This is a genomic window from Azoarcus sp. CIB, assembly GCF_001190925.1.
Classification (GTDB): Bacteria; Pseudomonadota; Gammaproteobacteria; order Burkholderiales; family Rhodocyclaceae; genus Aromatoleum.
In genome coordinates, this window is the sequence record NZ_CP011072.1 from 105,919 (window position 1) to 123,254 (window position 17,336).

19 protein-coding genes are annotated in these 17,336 nt (G+C 67.2%); 8 read left to right on the forward strand and 11 right to left on the reverse strand.

The window, feature by feature from the left end; translation table 11 throughout:
• Positions 1-13 precede the first annotated feature (13 nt).
• From atpG to AzCIB_RS00435, 3 genes are read left to right on the forward strand one after another with little or no spacing between them, the layout of a single operon-like run.
• Entirely contained in the window at positions 14-883 is an 870-nt protein-coding gene (atpG, locus tag AzCIB_RS00425; RefSeq protein ID WP_050414080.1) for a F0F1 ATP synthase subunit gamma, read from the forward strand.
• Positions 884-909: 26 nt separating this feature from the next.
• Entirely contained in the window at positions 910-2,310 is a 1,401-nt protein-coding gene (atpD, locus tag AzCIB_RS00430; protein WP_050414081.1) for a F0F1 ATP synthase subunit beta, read from the forward strand.
• A 53-nt stretch (positions 2,311-2,363) separates the two neighbouring features.
• Positions 2,364-2,789 (forward strand): F0F1 ATP synthase subunit epsilon, encoded by a 426-nt coding sequence (locus AzCIB_RS00435; protein ID WP_050414082.1) that lies wholly within the window; start codon positions 2,364-2,366, stop codon positions 2,787-2,789.
• A 192-nt stretch (positions 2,790-2,981) separates the two neighbouring features.
• On the opposite strand, the gene AzCIB_RS00440 is transcribed toward AzCIB_RS00435, so the two are convergent.
• From AzCIB_RS00440 to AzCIB_RS00455, 4 genes are all read right to left on the reverse strand, one after another.
• Complete coding sequence (locus tag AzCIB_RS00440) at positions 2,982-3,584, reverse strand: ubiquinone biosynthesis accessory factor UbiJ (protein WP_050414083.1); 603 nt, start codon at positions 3,582-3,584, stop codon at positions 2,982-2,984.
• Positions 3,585-3,605: 21 nt separating this feature from the next.
• Positions 3,606-4,463 (reverse strand): Tim44 domain-containing protein, encoded by an 858-nt coding sequence (locus tag AzCIB_RS00445; RefSeq protein ID WP_050414084.1) that lies wholly within the window; start codon positions 4,461-4,463, stop codon positions 3,606-3,608.
• 79 nt (positions 4,464-4,542) lie between these two features.
• Positions 4,543-5,280, reverse strand: coding sequence for a bifunctional demethylmenaquinone methyltransferase/2-methoxy-6-polyprenyl-1,4-benzoquinol methylase UbiE (gene ubiE, locus AzCIB_RS00450; RefSeq protein WP_050414085.1), 738 nt, complete (start codon positions 5,278-5,280; stop codon positions 4,543-4,545).
• 2 nt (positions 5,281-5,282) lie between these two features.
• Positions 5,283-5,705, reverse strand: a complete 423-nt coding sequence (locus AzCIB_RS00455) for a gamma-butyrobetaine hydroxylase family protein (RefSeq protein WP_050414086.1) — start codon at positions 5,703-5,705, stop codon at positions 5,283-5,285.
• A gap of 162 nt (positions 5,706-5,867) precedes the next feature.
• Between AzCIB_RS00455 and phoB the strand changes: the two genes are divergently transcribed.
• Complete coding sequence (phoB, locus tag AzCIB_RS00460) at positions 5,868-6,572, forward strand: phosphate regulon transcriptional regulator PhoB (RefSeq protein WP_050414087.1); 705 nt, start codon at positions 5,868-5,870, stop codon at positions 6,570-6,572.
• A 62-nt stretch (positions 6,573-6,634) separates the two neighbouring features.
• Complete coding sequence (gene phoR, locus AzCIB_RS00465) at positions 6,635-7,948, forward strand: phosphate regulon sensor histidine kinase PhoR (RefSeq protein WP_050414088.1); 1,314 nt, start codon at positions 6,635-6,637, stop codon at positions 7,946-7,948.
• Here the strand turns inward: phoR and AzCIB_RS00470 are convergent.
• The 7 genes from AzCIB_RS00470 to gatC form a co-directional block, all read right to left on the reverse strand.
• On the reverse strand, positions 7,890-9,530 hold the full coding sequence (locus tag AzCIB_RS00470) for a cyclic-di-GMP receptor FimW-related protein (RefSeq protein ID WP_050414089.1): 1,641 nt from the start codon (positions 9,528-9,530) through the stop codon (positions 7,890-7,892). The two genes, phoR and AzCIB_RS00470, sit on opposite strands and share 59 nt — an antisense overlap.
• 38 nt (positions 9,531-9,568) lie before the next feature.
• Positions 9,569-9,991, reverse strand: a complete 423-nt coding sequence (locus AzCIB_RS00475; RefSeq protein WP_050414090.1) for an HIT family protein — start codon at positions 9,989-9,991, stop codon at positions 9,569-9,571.
• A gap of 69 nt (positions 9,992-10,060) precedes the next feature.
• A complete protein-coding gene (locus tag AzCIB_RS00480) occupies positions 10,061-10,882 on the reverse strand; it encodes a class II glutamine amidotransferase (protein WP_050414091.1) in 822 nt (273 codons plus the stop codon).
• 37 nt (positions 10,883-10,919) lie between these two features.
• Entirely contained in the window at positions 10,920-12,377 is a 1,458-nt protein-coding gene (gene gatB, locus AzCIB_RS00485; RefSeq protein ID WP_050414092.1) for an Asp-tRNA(Asn)/Glu-tRNA(Gln) amidotransferase subunit GatB, read from the reverse strand.
• Positions 12,378-12,404: 27 nt separating this feature from the next.
• Positions 12,405-12,929 (reverse strand): hypothetical protein, encoded by a 525-nt coding sequence (locus AzCIB_RS00490; RefSeq protein ID WP_050414093.1) that lies wholly within the window; start codon positions 12,927-12,929, stop codon positions 12,405-12,407.
• 7 nt (positions 12,930-12,936) lie between these two features.
• Complete coding sequence (gene gatA / locus AzCIB_RS00495) at positions 12,937-14,400, reverse strand: Asp-tRNA(Asn)/Glu-tRNA(Gln) amidotransferase subunit GatA (RefSeq protein ID WP_050414094.1); 1,464 nt, start codon at positions 14,398-14,400, stop codon at positions 12,937-12,939.
• A gap of 3 nt (positions 14,401-14,403) precedes the next feature.
• Positions 14,404-14,691: an Asp-tRNA(Asn)/Glu-tRNA(Gln) amidotransferase subunit GatC gene (gene gatC / locus AzCIB_RS00500; protein WP_050414095.1), complete on the reverse strand. Its 288-nt coding sequence runs from the start codon at positions 14,689-14,691 to the stop codon at positions 14,404-14,406.
• A 119-nt stretch (positions 14,692-14,810) separates the two neighbouring features.
• On the opposite strand from gatC, the gene AzCIB_RS00505 reads away from it, so the two are divergent.
• Genes AzCIB_RS00505 through mreD form a run of 3 tightly spaced genes read left to right on the forward strand, consistent with a single transcriptional unit; the run spans position 14,811 to position 17,333 of the window.
• Positions 14,811-15,854: a rod shape-determining protein gene (locus AzCIB_RS00505; protein WP_050414096.1), complete on the forward strand. Its 1,044-nt coding sequence runs from the start codon at positions 14,811-14,813 to the stop codon at positions 15,852-15,854.
• A 57-nt stretch (positions 15,855-15,911) separates the two neighbouring features.
• Positions 15,912-16,808: a rod shape-determining protein MreC gene (gene mreC, locus AzCIB_RS00510; RefSeq protein WP_050414097.1), complete on the forward strand. Its 897-nt coding sequence runs from the start codon at positions 15,912-15,914 to the stop codon at positions 16,806-16,808.
• Positions 16,809-16,811: 3 nt separating this feature from the next.
• Positions 16,812-17,333 carry a rod shape-determining protein MreD gene (gene mreD, locus AzCIB_RS00515; protein ID WP_050414098.1) on the forward strand — a complete coding sequence of 174 codons (522 nt, stop codon included), beginning with the start codon at positions 16,812-16,814 and terminating at the stop codon, positions 17,331-17,333.
• The last annotated feature ends 3 nt before the right edge of the window (positions 17,334-17,336 follow it).

The following is a 17,336-nucleotide window of genomic DNA, read 5'->3' on the forward strand; positions in this document are numbered from 1 at the left end:
ACGGAGACGGAATATGGCTAGCGGGAAGGAAATCCGTACCAAGATCAAGAGCGTGCAAAACACGCGCAAGATCACCAAGGCCATGGAAATGGTGGCCGCATCCAAAATGCGCAAGGCGCAGGACCGGATGCGCGCTGCCCGTCCCTATGCCGACAAGATCCGCCGACTCGCCGCGAACCTGTCCCAGGCCAATGTGACCGACTACAAGCACCCCTTCCTGGTCCACAAGGATCAGGTCAAACGGGTGGGGCTGATTCTTGTCACGACCGACAAGGGTCTGTGTGGCGGTCTCAACACCAACGTCCAGCGTATCGCGCTGAACGCGATGAAGGACTGGAACGCCAATGGCGTTTCCGAGATCCGTGCCTGCTGCATCGGCAACAAGGGTTTCGGCTTCATGCAGCGGATGGGCGCGAATGTCATGTCGCACGTCGTGCAGATGGGCGACACGCCGCACCTGGAAAAGATGATCGGCCCGGTCAAGGTCATGCTCGATGCGTTCCAGAACGGCGAGCTCGATGCGGTCTACGTTGCCTATACGCGCTTCATCAACACGATGAAGCAGGAGCCGGTGCTGGAGCAGTTGCTTCCGCTCTCCGGCGAACAGCTTGGCACGCCGGAAAGTTCGTGGGATTACCTCTACGAACCCGACCCGCAGGTGGTCATCGACGAAATGCTGGTGCGTTACGTCGAAGCGCTGGTGTACCAGGCCGTCGCCGAGAACATGGCTTCCGAACAGAGTGCGCGAATGGTGGCAATGAAGGCCGCCTCCGACAATGCCAAGACCGTGATTGGCGATCTGCAGCTGGTCTATAACAAGACCCGTCAGGCAGCGATCACGAAGGAGCTGTCGGAGATCGTCGGCGGCGCCGCTGCGGTGTAACGGAATATTGAATTAAGGAAACGACGATGAGTCAAGGAACGATCGTTCAGTGCATCGGCGCCGTGGTGGATATCCAGTTCCCCCGCGAAGCGATGCCCAAGGTGTATGACGCGCTCAAGCTCGAGGACGCGTCCGACTCCTTCGCGGAAGCTGGCTTGACCTTTGAGGTTCAGCAGCAGCTCGGCGACGGTGTCGTGCGTACCATCGCGCTGGGTTCTTCCGACGGCCTGCGCCGCGGCATGAAGGTTGGCAATACCGGCACGCAGATCTCGGTGCCGGTCGGTCACGGCACGCTGGGCCGGATCATGGACGTGCTGGGTCGCCCGATCGACGAAGCCGGCCCGATCCAGTCAGAGCAGCTGCGTCCGATTCACGCGAAGGCGCCGAAATTCGACGACCTGTCGCCGTCGGTTGACCTGCTCGAAACCGGCATCAAGGTTATCGACTTGGTGTGCCCATTCGCAAAGGGCGGCAAGGTCGGCCTGTTCGGCGGCGCCGGCGTGGGCAAGACCGTGAACATGATGGAGCTGATCAACAACATCGCCAAGCAGCACTCCGGTCTGTCGGTGTTCGCTGGCGTGGGTGAGCGTACTCGCGAGGGTAACGACTTCTACCACGAGATGAAGGACTCCAACGTTCTCGACAAGGTTGCGATGGTGTTCGGTCAGATGAACGAACCCCCGGGCAACCGTCTGCGCGTGGCGCTGACCGGCCTGACGATGGCCGAAGCGTTCCGTGACGAAGGCCGTGACATCCTGTTCTTCGTCGATAACATCTACCGCTACACGCTGGCCGGTACCGAAGTGTCCGCGCTGCTGGGCCGGATGCCGTCCGCGGTGGGTTATCAGCCGACGCTGGCGGAAGAAATGGGCCGCCTGCAGGAGCGCATCACCTCGACCAAGGTCGGCTCGATCACCTCGATCCAGGCCGTGTACGTCCCTGCGGACGACTTGACCGACCCGTCCCCTGCAACGACCTTCCTGCACCTCGACTCGACCGTCGTTCTGTCGCGTGACATCGCCGCGCTGGGTATCTACCCCGCAGTCGATCCGCTCGACTCCACGTCGCGCCAGCTCGACCCGCTGGTTGTTGGCGAAGAGCACTACAACGTCGCCCGCCAGGTGCAGATGACGCTGCAGCGCTACAAGGAACTGCGTGACATCATCGCGATTCTGGGCATGGACGAACTGTCGCCGGAAGACAAGCTGGCCGTGTCGCGTGCGCGGAAGATCCAGCGTTTCCTGTCGCAGCCCTTCCACGTTGCGGAAGTGTTCACCGGCTCGCCGGGCAAGTACGTGCCGCTGAAGGAGACGATCAAGGGCTTCAAGATGATCGTCAACGGTGAGTGCGATCACCTGCCGGAGCAGGCGTTCTACATGGTCGGTGGCATCGAAGAGGCCATCGAGAAGGCCAAGAAGCTCCAGTAATCTGGCCCGCCGCGCGGCAGTCCACTGCCGCGCGGCCTTGAAAAGGAGTCAACATGGCAATGACGGTCCACGTGGACATCGTCAGCGCGGAAGAGCAGATCTTTTCCGGCCTGGCGGAGTTCGTTGCGCTTCCCGGCGAAGCGGGCGAACTCGGGATCCTGCCCGGCCACATGCCGCTGATGACCCGGATCAAGCCGGGCGCGGTGCGTGTGAAGGTGCCGGATCAGGCGGAAGAAGAGCTGATTTTCGTCGCTGGCGGCATCCTGGAAGTTCAGCCGGGGCTGGTCACCGTTCTGGCGGACACCGCGATCCGGGGCAAGGATCTCGACGAGGCCAAGGCCCTCGAAGCCAAGCGTATGGCGGAAGAGGCGATGCAGAACAAGTCGTCGGAGCTGGACTACGCGAAGGCCCAGGCAGAACTGGCCGAAGCGATCGCCCAGATCGCCGCGATCCAGAAACTGCGCAAGCGCGGTCACTGATCGGCGTTCGCCGCGTCGGCGGCGAGCATGAAGTACGAAGGGCAGTCCGCGAGGACTGCCCTTTTCATTTGTGCCCGACGCATGACAGGCAGGCGTTCAACGGGATGCCGTTTGGTCCGGGTCCGACGCAGCAGGGCGGGCGCGGGTTTAGGGGGCGCCGGCGGGCAGCGGAGGTTGGTGTGTGGTGCGGGCTCAGCCGTGGCGTCCAGCCGCGGAGAGCCGGCCGACGCGTTTGTCGAGGCGCGCTAGGTCGTCACGTAGCGCGCGCAGTTCGTCGCCGAGGGCGGCGAGCGCGCCGCGGGTGACGAGGGCCTGCTGCTCCTCTGCCAGGTATTCGGCGAGGTTGCCGGTGAGGCCGGTCCACGCACGTTCATGCATCTGCCGCAGGCTCCCGGCGCCCTGGATCATGCGGTGCGCGACGATGTCGCCGAAGACGCGCGACAGGTCTTCCTCGGCGTCCCAGCGCAGGTTGCGGAAGACGAAGCCGAGCGTGTCCGCGAACTCGGCGTTGCCTTCGATGCGCACGGCGTTCATTACCTTGTTGGCATCACCCCCGACGAGGCCCGGCAGGGCCGAGAGCGGGACCGACAGGGTGACGCCGGGCTCCAGCTCGGTCTCGGCGTCGATGAGGTAGCCGTCGCGGTCGATCGTGAACAGCAGCTCTACCGGCTCGGCGCGCAGGCGCGCGCAGCGGCCGGCGTGCGGGGCGAGGCGTTCACGTGCCCAGTCGGCGCGCGCAAGAAGGTGATTGATGGCGGCGAGGGCGCCGCGGGTGCCGAAATTCAGTGCGGACATGTTCTCGAAGAAGAGGCCCGATCAGGCGACCTGCTGGATGCCGGCGACGAGCCAGCCCCCCGAGCCGCTCACAGGTTTGGTGAGGTGCCAGACTTCGTCGAAGGGCGCGGGCGGCGCGTCAGGCTCCTCGCGCAGCAGGCCGGTGAAGCGCACGCTGACGACGTAGCGCTGCGCTTCCTCCGCGACCTCGAGCACCTGGGCGTTGAGTTCGACGACGTCGGTGCGCTGCTCGCTCATGCCGCGATCGGCCATCTGCAGGCGGATCTCGGCATACATCTCGGGACTTGTGAACTCGCGGATGTCGTCGAGGTTGCCGGCGTCATGGGCAGCCTGCAGGCGGATGAAATTGACCTTGGCTTGGCGGGCGAAGGCTTCGGCGTCGAAATCGTGCGGAAACGCGCGGGCGCCGGCGTCGCCGGTGCCGCCGGGGAGGACGACAGCGGGCGAGTCGGATGCCGGCGTGGCGCCGCCGCCATGGACGGCGCCGGCGTACTGCATGCCGGGGCCGGCGCGGGACTCGCCGGTGCGGCGAGTGAGCATGCGGAAGAGCGCGAAGGCGGCGAACACGAGCAAGGCGATCATCACGATGGACGCGAGTTCTTCGCTCAGGCCGAGGTGCGAGAACAGCGCGGCGAGGCCCAGACCTGCAGCGAGACCCGCGAGGGGGCCCATCCAGGAACGCCGGGGCTGCGTCGTTGCGGTGGTGGTCGGCGACGGTTGCGGGGCGGGCGTCGCGGATTGCCGCGGCGCCTGCGGTGGGCTGATTTGCCGTTGCATGCCCAGGCTGCTGCCGCCGCCGAGGCGTTTGGCCTCGACGTCGGCGACGCCCAGGCCGAGGGCGAAGACGACGGCGATGAGGGCGAGGATCGACTTCTTCATGGCGCGTGTCACTCCATGGCGTGTTGCGGTTTGGCCGGGATGCCCGGCGTCGTGTGCGCTGCGGGTTCAGCGTCCGCGGTCAGACCTTGTAGCCGCGGTGCAGCGCGACGATGCCGGCGCTGAGATTGAAGTAGTCGACCCGCTTGAACCCGACTTGTTCCATCAGCGCCTTGAGTTCCTCCTGGGGCGGATGCATGCGGATCGACTCGGCGAGGTAGCGGTAGCTGTCGGCGTCGCCGGCGACCTTCTGGCCCATCCACGGCAGGATCTTGAAGGAGTAGAGGTCGTAGGCGGGGGAAAGCGGGCCCCATACCTTGGAAAATTCGAGCACCAGCAGGCGCCCGCCCGGACGCAGCACACGGCGCATCTCGGCCAGCGCGGCGTCCTTGTGGGTCATGTTGCGCAGGCCGAAGGCGACCGTGACGCAATCGAACCAGTTGTCGGGGAAAGGCAGCTTTTCAGCGTTGCACTGGGCAACCGGCAGCGCGTAGCCGCGGTCCAGCACGCGGTCGCGGCCGACCGAGAGCATGGCGTGGTTGATGTCGGTGAGCCAGACCTGGCCTTCGCGCCCGACGCGCTTGGCGAAGGCGAGCGAGAGGTCGGCGGTGCCGCCGGCGACGTCGAGCACGCGGTCGCCGCGGCCGACGCCGGAGATCTGGATCGTGAACGCCTTCCACAGCCGGTGCATGCCGAAGGACATCAGGTCGTTCATGATGTCGTACTTGGTCGCGACCGAGGAGAAGACCTCGGCGACGCGTTGCTGCTTCTCGCCTTCGGCGACCGTCTGGAAGCCGAAGTGGGTGGTCTTGTCGTTCATGTTCAGTGCTTGTGGCCGCAGCCGTGCTTGGGCGCGGGCGGTGGGTTGTCGGCGGGATCGCGGCTCGCCCCGGCCGCGGCGAGGCGGTCGAGGTACTGCTGCCACAGCGTGTCGTGCTGCGTGGCGAGCATGTGGAGGTAGTCCCAGGAATACAGGCCGCTGTCGTGGCCGTCGGAGAACACCAGCTTCACGGCGTAGTGGCCGACCGGCTCGATGTCGAGGAGCTCGACGTCGCGCTTGCCGACCTGCAGCGTTTCCTGCCCGACGCCGTGGCCGCGGACTTCGGCGGACGGCGAATACACGCGCAGGTATTCGAAGGGCAGCGCGTACTGCCGGTCTTCGCCGAAGGCGATTTCCAGTACGCGCGACTTGCGATGCAGCGTGAGTGCGGTGGGGATGGGGGTGTCGTCGTCGAGGCCGGCCATGCTTGCCCCTGCTTGCGGATGGAGGGGGTGTCAATCATACCCGAATCGGGGCCCGCCCGTGCCCTGCGGGGCGCGGGCACTGCGCTTGTTGCGGGTTCGTGACCTGTCACAAAATCGTCAATTTCCTGCAATACACTAAGTGCAATGACATGGAGTGTAAATATGGCCGCGAACATCCTGCTTGTGGAAGACGAACCGGCGATCCAGGAATTGATTGCCGCCAACCTCGGACGTGCGGGGCATCATGTGGTGCGCGCCGGCGATGCCGAGACGGCGCAGCGCATCGTGCGCGACGCGCTGCCGGATCTGGTGCTGCTCGACTGGATGCTGCCCGGGATGTCGGGTATCGAGCTGGCGCGGCGCCTGCGGGCGGACGAGCGCACACGCACGATCCCCATCATCATGCTGACGGCGCGCGGCGAGGAGCAGGACAAGGTCGCGGGCCTGGAGATGGGCGCGGACGACTACATCACCAAGCCCTTCAGCCCGCGCGAGCTGGTCGCGCGCATCAAGGCCGTGCTGCGCCGGCGCGCGCCGCAGGCGACGGAAGACCCGGTGGAACTCGGCGGGTTGTGCCTCGATCCGGCGACGCACCGTGTCGCCGCCGGGGAACGGCCGGTGACCCTCGGGCCGACGGAGTTCCGCCTGCTGCATTTCCTGATGACCCATCCCGAGCGCGTGCATTCGCGTGCGCAGCTGCTGGACCAGGTGTGGGGCGACCATGTCTTCGTCGAGGAGCGCACGGTGGACGTGCATGTGCGGCGCCTGCGCGCTGCGCTGGAGCCGGTCGGCCATGACGGGCTGATCCAGACGGTGCGCGGCAGCGGCTATCGCCTCTCGGCCCTGCCGGCCGTGGCCGGCGTGTAAGATTCCGCACTGGCAGCTTCGAGCGGGAGTCCCTCATCAGACCGGAATCGCGATACGTGTGGATGCAGGCCGTGCGCATGCTGGGTCTGGTCGCCCTGCTGGCGCTGATCGTCGGCGCAATCGGCGGCAAGGTCGCGGCGTTGGCGATGCTGTTTGCCGGCCTGTTGGCGATGCTCGCCTACCAGCTGCTGAACCTGCAGCGCCTGGTCGAATGGATGCACGCACCGGCGGGGATGCCGTTGCCTGCCGGGGTCGGCATCTGGGCGCACATTTTCTATGACCTGGACCGGCGTTCGCGCACCTCGGTCGACCTGCGCGAGCGCCTGACGGGCGCGCTTGACCGCTTCCACGAGGCGAGCCAGGCGATGCCGGACGGAGTGCTGTACCTGTCGGCGAACGACCGCATCGAGTGGCTCAACCGCAAGGCGGAGCAGCACTTCGGCATCGACGGGCGGCGCGACCACGGGGTGCTCGTGACGACGCTGGTGCGCGAGCCGGAGTTCGTGCGTTTCCTGCAGGCGGGCGATTATGCGGATCCGCTGGTGCTGCATTCGACGCGCCGGGCGGGCCTCACGCTGTTGCTGCAGGTGGTGCCCTTCGGCGACGAGCAGAAGATGGTGGTGTCGCGTGACGTCAGCCAGCTGGAGAAGCTGGAGACGATGCGGCGCGACTTCATCGCCAACGTGTCGCACGAGCTGCGCACGCCACTGACGGTGGTGACGGGTTTCCTCGAGACGCTGATCGACGGTCGCGACGATTTCGCGCCGGAGGACGTGACGAACTTCCTGCAGCTCGCGCTGGAACAGTCGCTGCGCATGCAGACGCTGATCGAGGACCTGCTCACCCTGTCGGCACTGGAGACGGGCGCACCGGCTGCGGTGGAGGAGCGCGTTGACGTCGCCGCGCTGGTGCATAGCATCGCCGAGGATACGCGTATGTTGTCCAACGGCCGGCACGAGATCGATGCCGACATCGACGTGCGTGCGGGCTGTGCGACGCTGCTGGGCAGCGAGAAGGAGCTGCGCTCGGCGTTCGCGAACCTCGCCAGCAATGCGGTGCGCTACACGCCGTCCGGTGGGCGCATCCGCTTGAGCTGGAGCTGCACCGATGGTCGAGGGGAGTTTGCGGTCGAGGACAACGGCATAGGCATTGCCGCCGAGGACATCCCGCGCCTGACGGAGCGCTTCTACCGTGTCGACCGCGGCCGCTCGCGCGAGACGGGCGGCACCGGCCTGGGGCTGGCGATCGTCAAGCACATCCTGTCGCGCCACCAGGCCGAGCTGCGCATCGCCAGCGAGCCCGGCAGGGGGAGCCGCTTCAGCGCGCGCTTCCCGGTTTCGCGCCTGGGGCCTGCGATTCCAGCGCTTCGTAGCTGACCTGGACGAAATCGGGGCCGCGCAGGATCGGTTTGGTGAGCCGCAGCTGGTAGCGCTCGGGGCCGTCGACGACGTCGATGACCCGTTGCGGCTGGAACCATTTCGCCGGCAGGATCAGCGAGGCGCCCGTCTTGAGTGCCGGCGTGGGGGGGAGCAGGAAGGCCTCGAGGAAGGCTTCGTGCAGATTGCTCGTGAGGCCGAAGGGGCGCACCGCGACGACCCGGGGCAGGCCGGGAAGCACCTGCACGCCCGCTTCCATGACGCCGTCGGCGCGATACATCAGCCAGCTGAGCTGCGCGACCAGGAAATGCTCGCCGTCGGGCGGGCGCACGCCGACGAGCTGATGGTGTTCGAGGCGCTGTGTGTGGGGATCCTGGTACAGGCGGAAGCCGCTCACCGAATGGTCCGCGACTTGCCAGTGTTCGCAGGTGAAGCCGAGCCGCGTTGCCGCACGCCGGCGCTCGTTTTCGTTCCAGCGCGGGTTCTCGGCCTGGGTGACGCGTTCGCCGAAGGTGAGCAGCGAGATGTCGCTGCGCAGGCTGCGCTGCGTCGCGTAGATCGGGGGCTGTTCGAAGGGTTTGCCGCTGATGTGGAAGGCGATGGACGACCAGCCGACGGTGAGGTCGGCGCGCCCCTGCGTGCCGCGCCGCGGGAAGCGGCGTCCGGCGGAGGCGAGGCCCCACGGGCGGTACAGCGACAGCAGCAGCCGGGAGCAGGCGTCCACGGGGCAGTCGGCGCCGAGCCCGAGCGAGGATGGCGTGACGCCCTGCTTGAACTGCTTGAGTACGGCCTGGATCTGCCCGGCGAGCTTGCTGCCGTCGAAGCGACGCAGCGCCGTGGAGGGCGCGAGCACGCCGAGCGGGCGAAGGCCGTGGTCGGCGCCGAGGTCGAGTCCGTAGGCGGCAGGCTGCGGGGTTTCGCCGTCCGGCGCGCCGAGGAGCTCGCAGTAGGGGGCGAAGCGCTGCGTCCAGCGGCACACCCATCCGAGGTCGCGCGCGCTGCGGCCGTAGGGGTTGGCGAGGTCGACGAGCAGTACGGCGGCGAAGGCCTCGGCCGGGCTTTGCGCCTTCCAGATGTCGTTGAGTGCATCGGGGACGCGGATCGTGGCGACGCCGAGCGCCTCGGCCGCGCAGTAACTGTCGTGCAGCGCGCTCCACGTGCCCTTGGGGATGGAGCGGTGGGCACGGAAGTATTCGAGCGGGACCATGCCCGCGTAGTGGATGCGCCGCTGCGCCAATAGCGCGCGCTGGTCGGTCGGCAGGCGTTCGGCACCCCACGCGCGCGCGACGCGTTCGTAGGACCGGGTCATGGCCTGCCACAGCGCGACGACGCTGCGCAGGGTTGCGTTTTCGACGCTGTCCGGCGGCAGCGGATGGGCGGCATAGCGGTCGGCCATCGCGGACTGGGCGAGTGCGATGTGCGGACGCGCTGCTTCGAGGATTTCGAGCTGCTGTTCGGGTGGCGGCGGGCTGCGCAGCAGCGTCTGCACCATCTCCGACAGCAGTCTGTGGGTCTCGTCGACGTTCAGCGGGTGCAGCCTGTTCAGCAACTCCAGGCAGTCGACGGGATCGTGATAACCCATGGGTTCTCCGTTGTGCGTTGGGTCCGCGCTTGCAGCGGTCATCCGGCGGTCTGTTCGGTGAGCATCGCGACCAGCGTCGCGGCGAGGGTGTCCAGCGGCGGGGCCGCGCGCTGCGCGCCGGTGCGCTGCGGCGCGCTCCACACCGACTGCGGGAAGTGGGCATCGTCGGCGAAGCGCGGGATCACGTGCCAATGCAGGTGCGGAACCATGTTGCCGAGGCTCGCGAGGTTGATCTTGTCGGGGCGCATCAGCTGGCGCAGTGCGGCTTCGGTCGCGAATACGACGTTGAGGAGGTGGCGCTGCTCGCCGGCGTTGAGGTCGGTCATTTCCGCGACGTGGTGGTTCCACACGACGCGGCAGAAGCCGGGATAGCCGGGCTCATCGACGAGGATGACGCGGCAGCTGCCGTCGCGCCAGACCGGGGTCTCGTTCGCAGCCAGGCACAATGGGCAATCGGACACGGTTTTCCCCTTCGGCGGTATGGTGAAAGTCGGACTTTAGCCTTTCGGCATGAGGCTGCGAAGCGAAATCTACACGCTGCCCGCGCCGGCGGCGGGATTGCCGGCGATGGTCGTCGCTTCGCCCAGCGTCTCGATGGCGCCGTGGCGGAACGCGAGCAGCGTGCCGGGCGGTATCGCGTGCCACGCCTCGTTGTCGGTCAGCGGCGTGGTCGCGATTACGGCGACGCGGTCGGCCGGGGTCGTGAGCTGGCTGAAATCGACACTGAGATCCTGGTCAGAGAGGTGCGCGGTGGCGAATGGTGCCTGGCGGATGATGTAGGTGAGTTTTGTCGAGCAATGGGCGAAAAGGTATTCGCCGTTCGACAGCAGGAAGTTGAACGGACCGTGCGCGCCGATGCGAATCGCGAGCCGGCGCAGCGCCGCGAACAGGGTTTCGGCCGGCGGCGGGCCGTCGGGGAATTCGGCGGCGAGGTTCTGCAGGATGTCGCAGAACGCGGACTCCGAGTCGGTGCTGCCGACCGGCAGGAAGCGGCCGTCGAAGGGCGGCGTGTAGTCGAGCAGGTTGCCGTTGTGCGCGAAGATCCAGTAGCTCCCCCACAGCTCACGCTGGAAGGGGTGGGTGTTGTCGAGCGTGACCTGACCTTGCGTTGCCTTGCGGATGTGCGCGATGACGTTGAGCGAGCGGATCGGGTAGTTGCGCACCAGCTCCGCGACCGGCGACGAGGCGCTGGGCTGGGGGTCGAGGAAGACGCGCACGCCGCGTCCCTCGAAGAAGGCGATGCCCCAGCCATCGGCGTGCACGTCGGTGGCACCGCCGCGCGCCTGGAAGCCGGCGAACGAGAAGCAGATGTCCGTCGGTACGTTGCTGTTCATTCCGAGGAGCTGGCACATCGCGCGTCCCCCGAGGGTGTGGCGGTGAGAGGGTGGTTCAGCCTTCCAGCTTGCGTTTCAGCAGTTCGTTGACCTGCGCCGGGTTGGCCTTGCCCTTGCTCGCCTTCATGACCTGGCCGACGAGCGCGTTGAAGGCCTTCTCCTTGCCGGCGCGGAACTCCTCGACCGACTTCTGGTTCGCCGCGAGGACTTCGTCGATCATTGCCTCGATCGCGCCGGCGTCGTTGGTCTGGCGCAGGCCCTGGGCTTCGATGATGGCGTCCGCACTGGCACCCTCGCCGTTCCACAGGGCTTCGAACACCTTCTTGCCTATGTTGTTCGAGATGGTGCCGTCGGCGATGCGCTGCACGAGGCCGGCGAGCTGGGCGGGCGAGACCGGGGACGCGGAAGCGTCGAGTTCGGCCTTGTTGAGACGGGCGGCGAGATCGCCCATGACCCAGTTGGCGCAGGGCTTGGCGAGCGGCACGCCGGCGGCTTCGACGGTGGCTTGATAGAAGGACGCGATTTCCTTCGAGGCGGTGAGCGTCGTCGCGTCGTAGGCCGAGAGGCCCCATTGCTCGATGAAGCGGGCTTTCATCGCGCCCGGCAGCTCGGGCATCTCCGACTGCACGCGCGCTTTCCATTCCGGCGCGATCACCAGTGGCAGCAGGTCGGGATCGGGGAAATAGCGGTAGTCGTGGGCGTCTTCCTTCGAGCGCATCATGCGCGTCTCGCCGGTGTCGGGATCGAACAGCACGGTCGCCTGCTGGATCTTGCCGCCGTCCTCGATGGTGGCGATCTGCCACTGCACTTCGAAGTCGATGGCCTGCTGCAGGAAGCGGAAGGAGTTCAGGTTCTTGATCTCGCGGCGCGTGCCGAGCGGCCCGCCGGGGTGGCGCACGGAGACGTTGGCGTCGCAGCGGAACGAGCCTTCCTGCATGTTGCCGTCGCAGATGTCGATCCAGCGTACCAGCGCATGGAGCGCGCGGGCGTAGGCGACCGCCTCGGCCGAGGAGCGCATGTCGGGTTCGGAGACGATTTCCAGCAGCGGCGTGCCGGCACGGTTGAGGTCGATGCCGCTCATGCCGTGGAAGTCCTCGTGCAGGGACTTGCCGGCGTCTTCCTCGAGATGGGCGCGCGTTAGCTGCACGGTCTTCTCGTAGGCTTTCTCCCCTTCACCGACGCGGATCGTGATTTCGCCGCCCTGCACCACCGGCAGCTCGAACTGGCTGATCTGGTAGCCCTTCGGCAGATCCGGGTAGAAGTAGTTCTTGCGCGCGAACACGCTCTTCGCCGCGACGTTCGCGCCGATTGCGAGGCCGAAGCGGATCGCGCGCTCGACGGCGCCGCGGTTCAGCACCGGCAGCACGCCGGGCAGCGCGATGTCGACGGCGCAGGCCTGCACGTTCGGCTCGGCGCCGAAGGCGGTGCTGGCGCCGGAAAAGATCTTCGACGCGGTGTTGAGCTGGGCATGCACTTCCAGCCCGATGACGACTTCCCAATCCGATCTGCTCATCTTCGTATCTCTAGATTCTTGACGCGGTCAGGTGCACTGGCCGCTCGACCGGTCCACGAGGATCGGCCATACGTATTCGAACGTGCCGCGGGTGCAGCGTTTCGCGCATTCGGAGAATGCGACGGTGACCTGTTCGCCCTGTTCCCACATGCGCACCGTGCAGCCGTCGCGGGCCTGCAGTTCGACGTGCGGTTCCTTCAGCACCTGCTTGAAGTCGGCGAGGTCGAACTTGCAGCTGCCGCGTTTGGGAACATTGACCGTGGCGGCGAAGGCGCGCACCTCGGAGTAGCTGACGTCGAGCACGGCGCTGCCGCCGTAGCCGACCTCGTCCTTGAAGCGGCAGTCGGTCTTGATACTCAGCGGCCGCACCGGCATCGGCTTCAGCCGGCCACGCTGCAGTGCGCGTTCGGGCTCGGCTTCGGCCGCGGCCTGAGCGGCTGACGGAGCGGTCGCGGCGGGTTCGGGCTTGCGCTCGGGCGGGGTCGCGCAGGCGCCGAGCAGCACGGCGGCGGCGAGCGTCGCGGCACGGAGGGCGGGATGAAGGCGGCGCATGGGACGCTCAGGCCGGACGGCGCAGGTGCCAGTCGGTCGCCTGCTGGTACTGGTGCGCGGTGCCCAGCAGGCGCGCTTCGCCGAAATAGTCGCCGATGAGCTGCAGGCCGACCGGGAGATTCCCGGCACCGAAGCCGCAAGGATGCGAGAGACCCGGCAGGCCGGCGAGGTTCACGGCGATCGTGTAGATGTCCGAGAGGTACATCTGCACCGGATCGTCGGTCTTCTCGCCGATCGACCACGCGGTGGTCGGGCTGGTCGGGCCGGCGATCACGTCGCATTCGCGGAAAGCGGCCTGGAAGTCCTGCGCGATCAGGCGGCGCAGCTTCTGCGCCTGCAGGTAGTAGGCGTCGTAGTAGCCGTGCGACAGCACGTAGGTGCCAACGAGGATGCGGCGCTTGACCTCGGCGCCGAAGCCTTCGGCACGGCTCTTCGCATACATCTCCGCGAGGTCGCGGTACTCGGCGGCGCGGTGGCCGTAGCGCACGCCGTCGAAGCGCGACAGGTTGCTCGAGGCCTCGGCCGGGGCGATCACGTAGTAGGCGGGGATCGCGAGCTTGGCGTTGGGCAGGCTCACCTCGACGGTGGTCGCGCCGAGCCTGCGGTACTGCTCGAGCGCGGCTTCGACCGCGGCGCGCACGTCCTCGGCCATGCCTTCGGCGAAGAATTCGCGCGGCAGGCCGATGCGCAGGCCGGCGAGCGGTTTGTCGTTCGCCGGCGCGGCGATCTCGCGCGCATAGTCCTCGGCCGGGCGCTCGAGGCTGGTGGAGTCGCGCTCGTCGAAGCCGGCCATCGCGGTGAGGAGCTGCGCGCAGTCGGCCGCGGACGCGCCGAAGGCGCCGCCCTGGTCGAGCGAACTGGCGTAGGCGATCATGCCGTAGCGGCTGACGACGCCGTAGGTGGGCTTGATGCCGGTGATGCCGGTGTGGCCGGCGGGTTGGCGCACCGAACCGCCGGTGTCCGTGCCGGTGGCGATCGGGGCGAGGCGCGCGGCGACCGCGGCAGCCGAGCCGCCGGAGGAGCCGCCCGGGATGCGGGCGGTGTCCCACGGGTTCTTCACCGGACCGTAGTGCGAGTTCTCGTTCGACGAGCCCATCGCGAACTCGTCCATATTGGTCTTGCCCAGGTTGACCGCACCGGCGGCCTTGAGCAGCGAGACGACGTGGGCGTCATACGGGCTGACGAAGTTCGACAGCATCTTCGAGCCGCAGGTCGTGAGCACGCCTTCGGTGCAGAACACGTCCTTGTGCGCGAGCGGGATGCCAGTGAGCGGGCCGGCGTTGCCGGCGGCGATGCGGGCGTCGGCGGCACGGGCGGCCGCGAGGGCGCCGTCGCGGTCGACGGTGATGAAGGCGTTGAGCGCCGGGTTCTGCGCGGCGATGCGGTCGAGGAAGAGCGTCGCGAGCTCGACGCTGGAGATCCGCTTCGCGTCGAGTGCGGCGCGCAGTTCGGTGAGGCTGGCGTTGATCATGGCTTACTCGATGACCTTCGGGACGAGGTAGAGGCCCGCTTCGGTCTGCGGGGCGACGCGCTGGAAGGCCTCGCGGCGGTCCGCTTCGGTCGCGACATCGGCACGCAGGCGCTGTGCGACGTCCTGCGGGTGGCTCATCGGTTCGACGCCGCTGGTGTCGACCGCCTGCATCTGTTCGATCAGGCCGAAGATTCCGTTCAGTTTGGCGCGCGTGGCCTCGACGTCGCCATCGGCGAGTGCGATGCGCGCGAGTCCGGCGATGCGCAGGACCTGTTCAGTGGTAAGCGACATGAGGAAACAAAACCCGCTTAAATCACAAAGATTTGTAGGTTATCATACTCGTTTGCCGCCAGTCCGGCCGGGCATCAGCCCCACCGCCCACCTTCCTCACCGGTTTCGGGATTTTCCGCATGTTTGGCTTCCTTCGTTCCTATTTCTCCAACGATCTGGCCATTGACCTTGGCACCGCGAACACGCTGATCTACGTGCGCGGCAAGGGCATCGTGCTCGACGAGCCGTCCGTCGTCGCGATCCGTACCGAGGGCGGGCCCAACGCCAAGCGCACGATCCAGGCGGTCGGCCATGCGGCGAAGCAGATGCTGGGCAAGACGCCGGGCAACATCACCGCGATCCGCCCGATGAAGGACGGCGTGATTGCCGATTTCGTCGTCACCGAGCAGATGATCAAGCAGTTCATCAAGAAGGTGCACGACTCGCGCATGTTCTCGCCGAGCCCGCGCATCATCATCTGCGTGCCCTGCGGTTCGACCCAGGTCGAGCGCCGTGCGATCCGCGACGCGGCGCTGGCGGCGGGTGCGTCGCAGGTGTACCTGATCGAGGAACCGATGGCGGCGGCGATCGGCGCCGGCCTGCCGGTGTCGGACGCGACCGGTTCGATGGTCGTCGATATCGGCGGCGGCACCACCGAAGTGGGTGTGATCTCGCTGGGCGGCATGGTGTACGCCGGCTCCGTGCGCGTGGGCGGCGACAAGTTCGACGACTCGATCGTCAATTACATCCGCCGCAACTACGGCATGCTGATCGGCGATACGACCGCCGAGAACATCAAGAAGAACATCGGCTCGGCCTTCCCGGGCTCCGAAGTGCGCGAGATGGAAGTGAAGGGGCGCAACCTCGCCGAAGGCATTCCGAGGAGTTTCACGATCTCGTCGAACGAGATCCTCGAGGCGCTCACCGAGCCGCTCAACCAGATTGTTTCGGCGGTGAAGATCGCCCTCGAACAGACCCCGCCCGAACTGGGTGCCGACATCGCCGACCGCGGCATGGTGCTGACCGGCGGCGGCGCGTTGCTGCGCGACCTCGATCGCCTGCTGATGGAAGAGACCGGTCTGCCGGTGATCGTTGCCGAGGAGCCGCTGACCTGCGTCGCGCGGGGCTGCGGCATGGCGCTGGAAAAGATGGACAAGCTCGGGTCCATCTTCGCGTCCGAGTAAGTCGCGTTGTTGCGGCGGGCTTCCGGGTCTGCCGCACTCCGCCACACACGCCTCACGATGTCCCTCGCCGGTCATCCGTCTCCGCCTATCTTCAAGCAAGGACCCACGCCGCTGGTGCGGCTGCTGGTGCTGGTGTCGGTGTGCCTGGCGATGCTGGTCGCCGACCTGAGGTTCCGCTACCTCGAAGTGGTGCGCCAGGCGCTGTCGGTGGCGACCTGGCCGCTGCAGATGGCCGCCGCCGCACCGGCTGACTTCGTGCGCAACGCGGCGGTGTATTTCGGGACCCTCGTCGAGGTGCAGAAGGATAACGCCGCGTTGCGCGGGCGCGAGCTGGAAGCGGCGCAGCGCCTGCTGCGTTTCGAGCAGCTCGAGGAAGAGAACAGCCGCCTGCGCGGCCTTCTCGACATGGGCCCGGCGGTCGCGGCGAAGAGCGTCGCCGCCGAGATTCTCTACGACGCGCCGGACCCGTTCGATCTCAAGGTGATCCTCAATCGCGGCAGCCAGCAGGGCGTCGAGGCCGGCATGGCGGTCGTCAATGAACAGGGCATGATCGGCCAGGTCACGCGCGTGTATCCGGTGCAGGCCGAGGTGACGCTGCTGACCGACAAGGACCAGGCGGTGCCGGTGCAGGTCGCGCGGAACGGTTTGCGTGGCGTGCTCGCCGGAGCCGGCCAGGGACGGCTGGAGCTGCGCTTCACGCTGTCGGGTGCGGACGTGCGTGTGGGCGACCGTCTCGTGACTTCGGGCCTCGACGGGCTCTTCCTCGCCGGCTTGCCGGTGGCCGACGTCGTCAGCGTCGATCGCGACGGGCAGACTTTCGCGGTGATCGTGTGCGAACCGGTCGCCGGGGTCGAGCGCACGACCCAGGTGCGGCTGCTGGGGCGCGCCGAGCCGCCGCCGCCGCGTCCTGCGCCGGAGCCGGAACCCGAAGCGCGCAAGGGCCTCAAGGGGTAAGCGATGCAACCGACCCACCGTTCCAGCCGCATCCTGCTGCCCGCCAAGACCTGGTTCGCCTACCTGAGCCTGCTGGTCGCGCTTGCGCTGAGCTACATCCCGACCGGCCTCACGCCCGGCGTGCCCGACTGGGTCGCGCTGGTGCTGGCCTTCTGGTCGATCCGCGAGCCCTTGCGCGTCGGCATGGGGGCGGGATTCCTGTTCGGTGTGCTGGTCGATATCGGCCACGGCGCCGCAATGGGTCAGCACGCCCTCGCCTACGTCGTGCTGTGCTATCTGGCAACCTCGGTGTCGCGCCGCGTGCTGTGGTTCCCGCCGACGCAGCAGGCCTTGCAGATGTTCCCGCTGCTGCTGCTGACGCAGGTGATCATGGTCGTCGTGCGCCTCCTCGCCGGCGCCGAATTCCCCGGGTGGTGGTACTTCCTGTCCAGCCTGACGAGCGCGGCGCTGTGGGTGCCGCTGAACTACCTGTTGCTGCTGCCGCAGTACCAGCCGGTGGACCGGGACGACAATCGGCCGATCTGATCC

Coding starts and splice junctions, on each gene's coding strand:
- AzCIB_RS00445 (WP_050414084.1), bottom strand. CDS start 4,463: ATGAAGAAGTCGATCCTCGCCCTCATCGCCGTCGTCTTCGCCCTCGGC.
- AzCIB_RS00455 (WP_050414086.1), bottom strand. CDS start 5,705: ATGGCCGGCCTCGACGACGACACCCCCATCCCCACCGCACTCACGCTG.
- atpD (WP_050414081.1), top strand. CDS start 910: ATGAGTCAAGGAACGATCGTTCAGTGCATCGGCGCCGTGGTGGATATC.
- gatB (WP_050414092.1), bottom strand. CDS start 12,377: ATGAGCAGATCGGATTGGGAAGTCGTCATCGGGCTGGAAGTGCATGCC.
- AzCIB_RS00490 (WP_050414093.1), bottom strand. CDS start 12,929: ATGCGCCGCCTTCATCCCGCCCTCCGTGCCGCGACGCTCGCCGCCGCC.
- AzCIB_RS00505 (WP_050414096.1), top strand. CDS start 14,811: ATGTTTGGCTTCCTTCGTTCCTATTTCTCCAACGATCTGGCCATTGAC.
- mreD (WP_050414098.1), top strand. CDS start 16,812: ATGCAACCGACCCACCGTTCCAGCCGCATCCTGCTGCCCGCCAAGACC.
- ubiE (WP_050414085.1), bottom strand. CDS start 5,280: ATGAACGACAAGACCACCCACTTCGGCTTCCAGACGGTCGCCGAAGGC.
- AzCIB_RS00470 (WP_050414089.1), bottom strand. CDS start 9,530: ATGGGTTATCACGATCCCGTCGACTGCCTGGAGTTGCTGAACAGGCTG.
- AzCIB_RS00435 (WP_050414082.1), top strand. CDS start 2,364: ATGGCAATGACGGTCCACGTGGACATCGTCAGCGCGGAAGAGCAGATC.
- phoB (WP_050414087.1), top strand. CDS start 5,868: ATGGCCGCGAACATCCTGCTTGTGGAAGACGAACCGGCGATCCAGGAA.
- gatC (WP_050414095.1), bottom strand. CDS start 14,691: ATGTCGCTTACCACTGAACAGGTCCTGCGCATCGCCGGACTCGCGCGC.
- gatA (WP_050414094.1), bottom strand. CDS start 14,400: ATGATCAACGCCAGCCTCACCGAACTGCGCGCCGCACTCGACGCGAAG.
- phoR (WP_050414088.1), top strand. CDS start 6,635: ATGCAGGCCGTGCGCATGCTGGGTCTGGTCGCCCTGCTGGCGCTGATC.
- AzCIB_RS00480 (WP_050414091.1), bottom strand. CDS start 10,882: ATGTGCCAGCTCCTCGGAATGAACAGCAACGTACCGACGGACATCTGC.
- mreC (WP_050414097.1), top strand. CDS start 15,912: ATGTCCCTCGCCGGTCATCCGTCTCCGCCTATCTTCAAGCAAGGACCC.
- AzCIB_RS00440 (WP_050414083.1), bottom strand. CDS start 3,584: ATGTCCGCACTGAATTTCGGCACCCGCGGCGCCCTCGCCGCCATCAAT.
- atpG (WP_050414080.1), top strand. CDS start 14: ATGGCTAGCGGGAAGGAAATCCGTACCAAGATCAAGAGCGTGCAAAAC.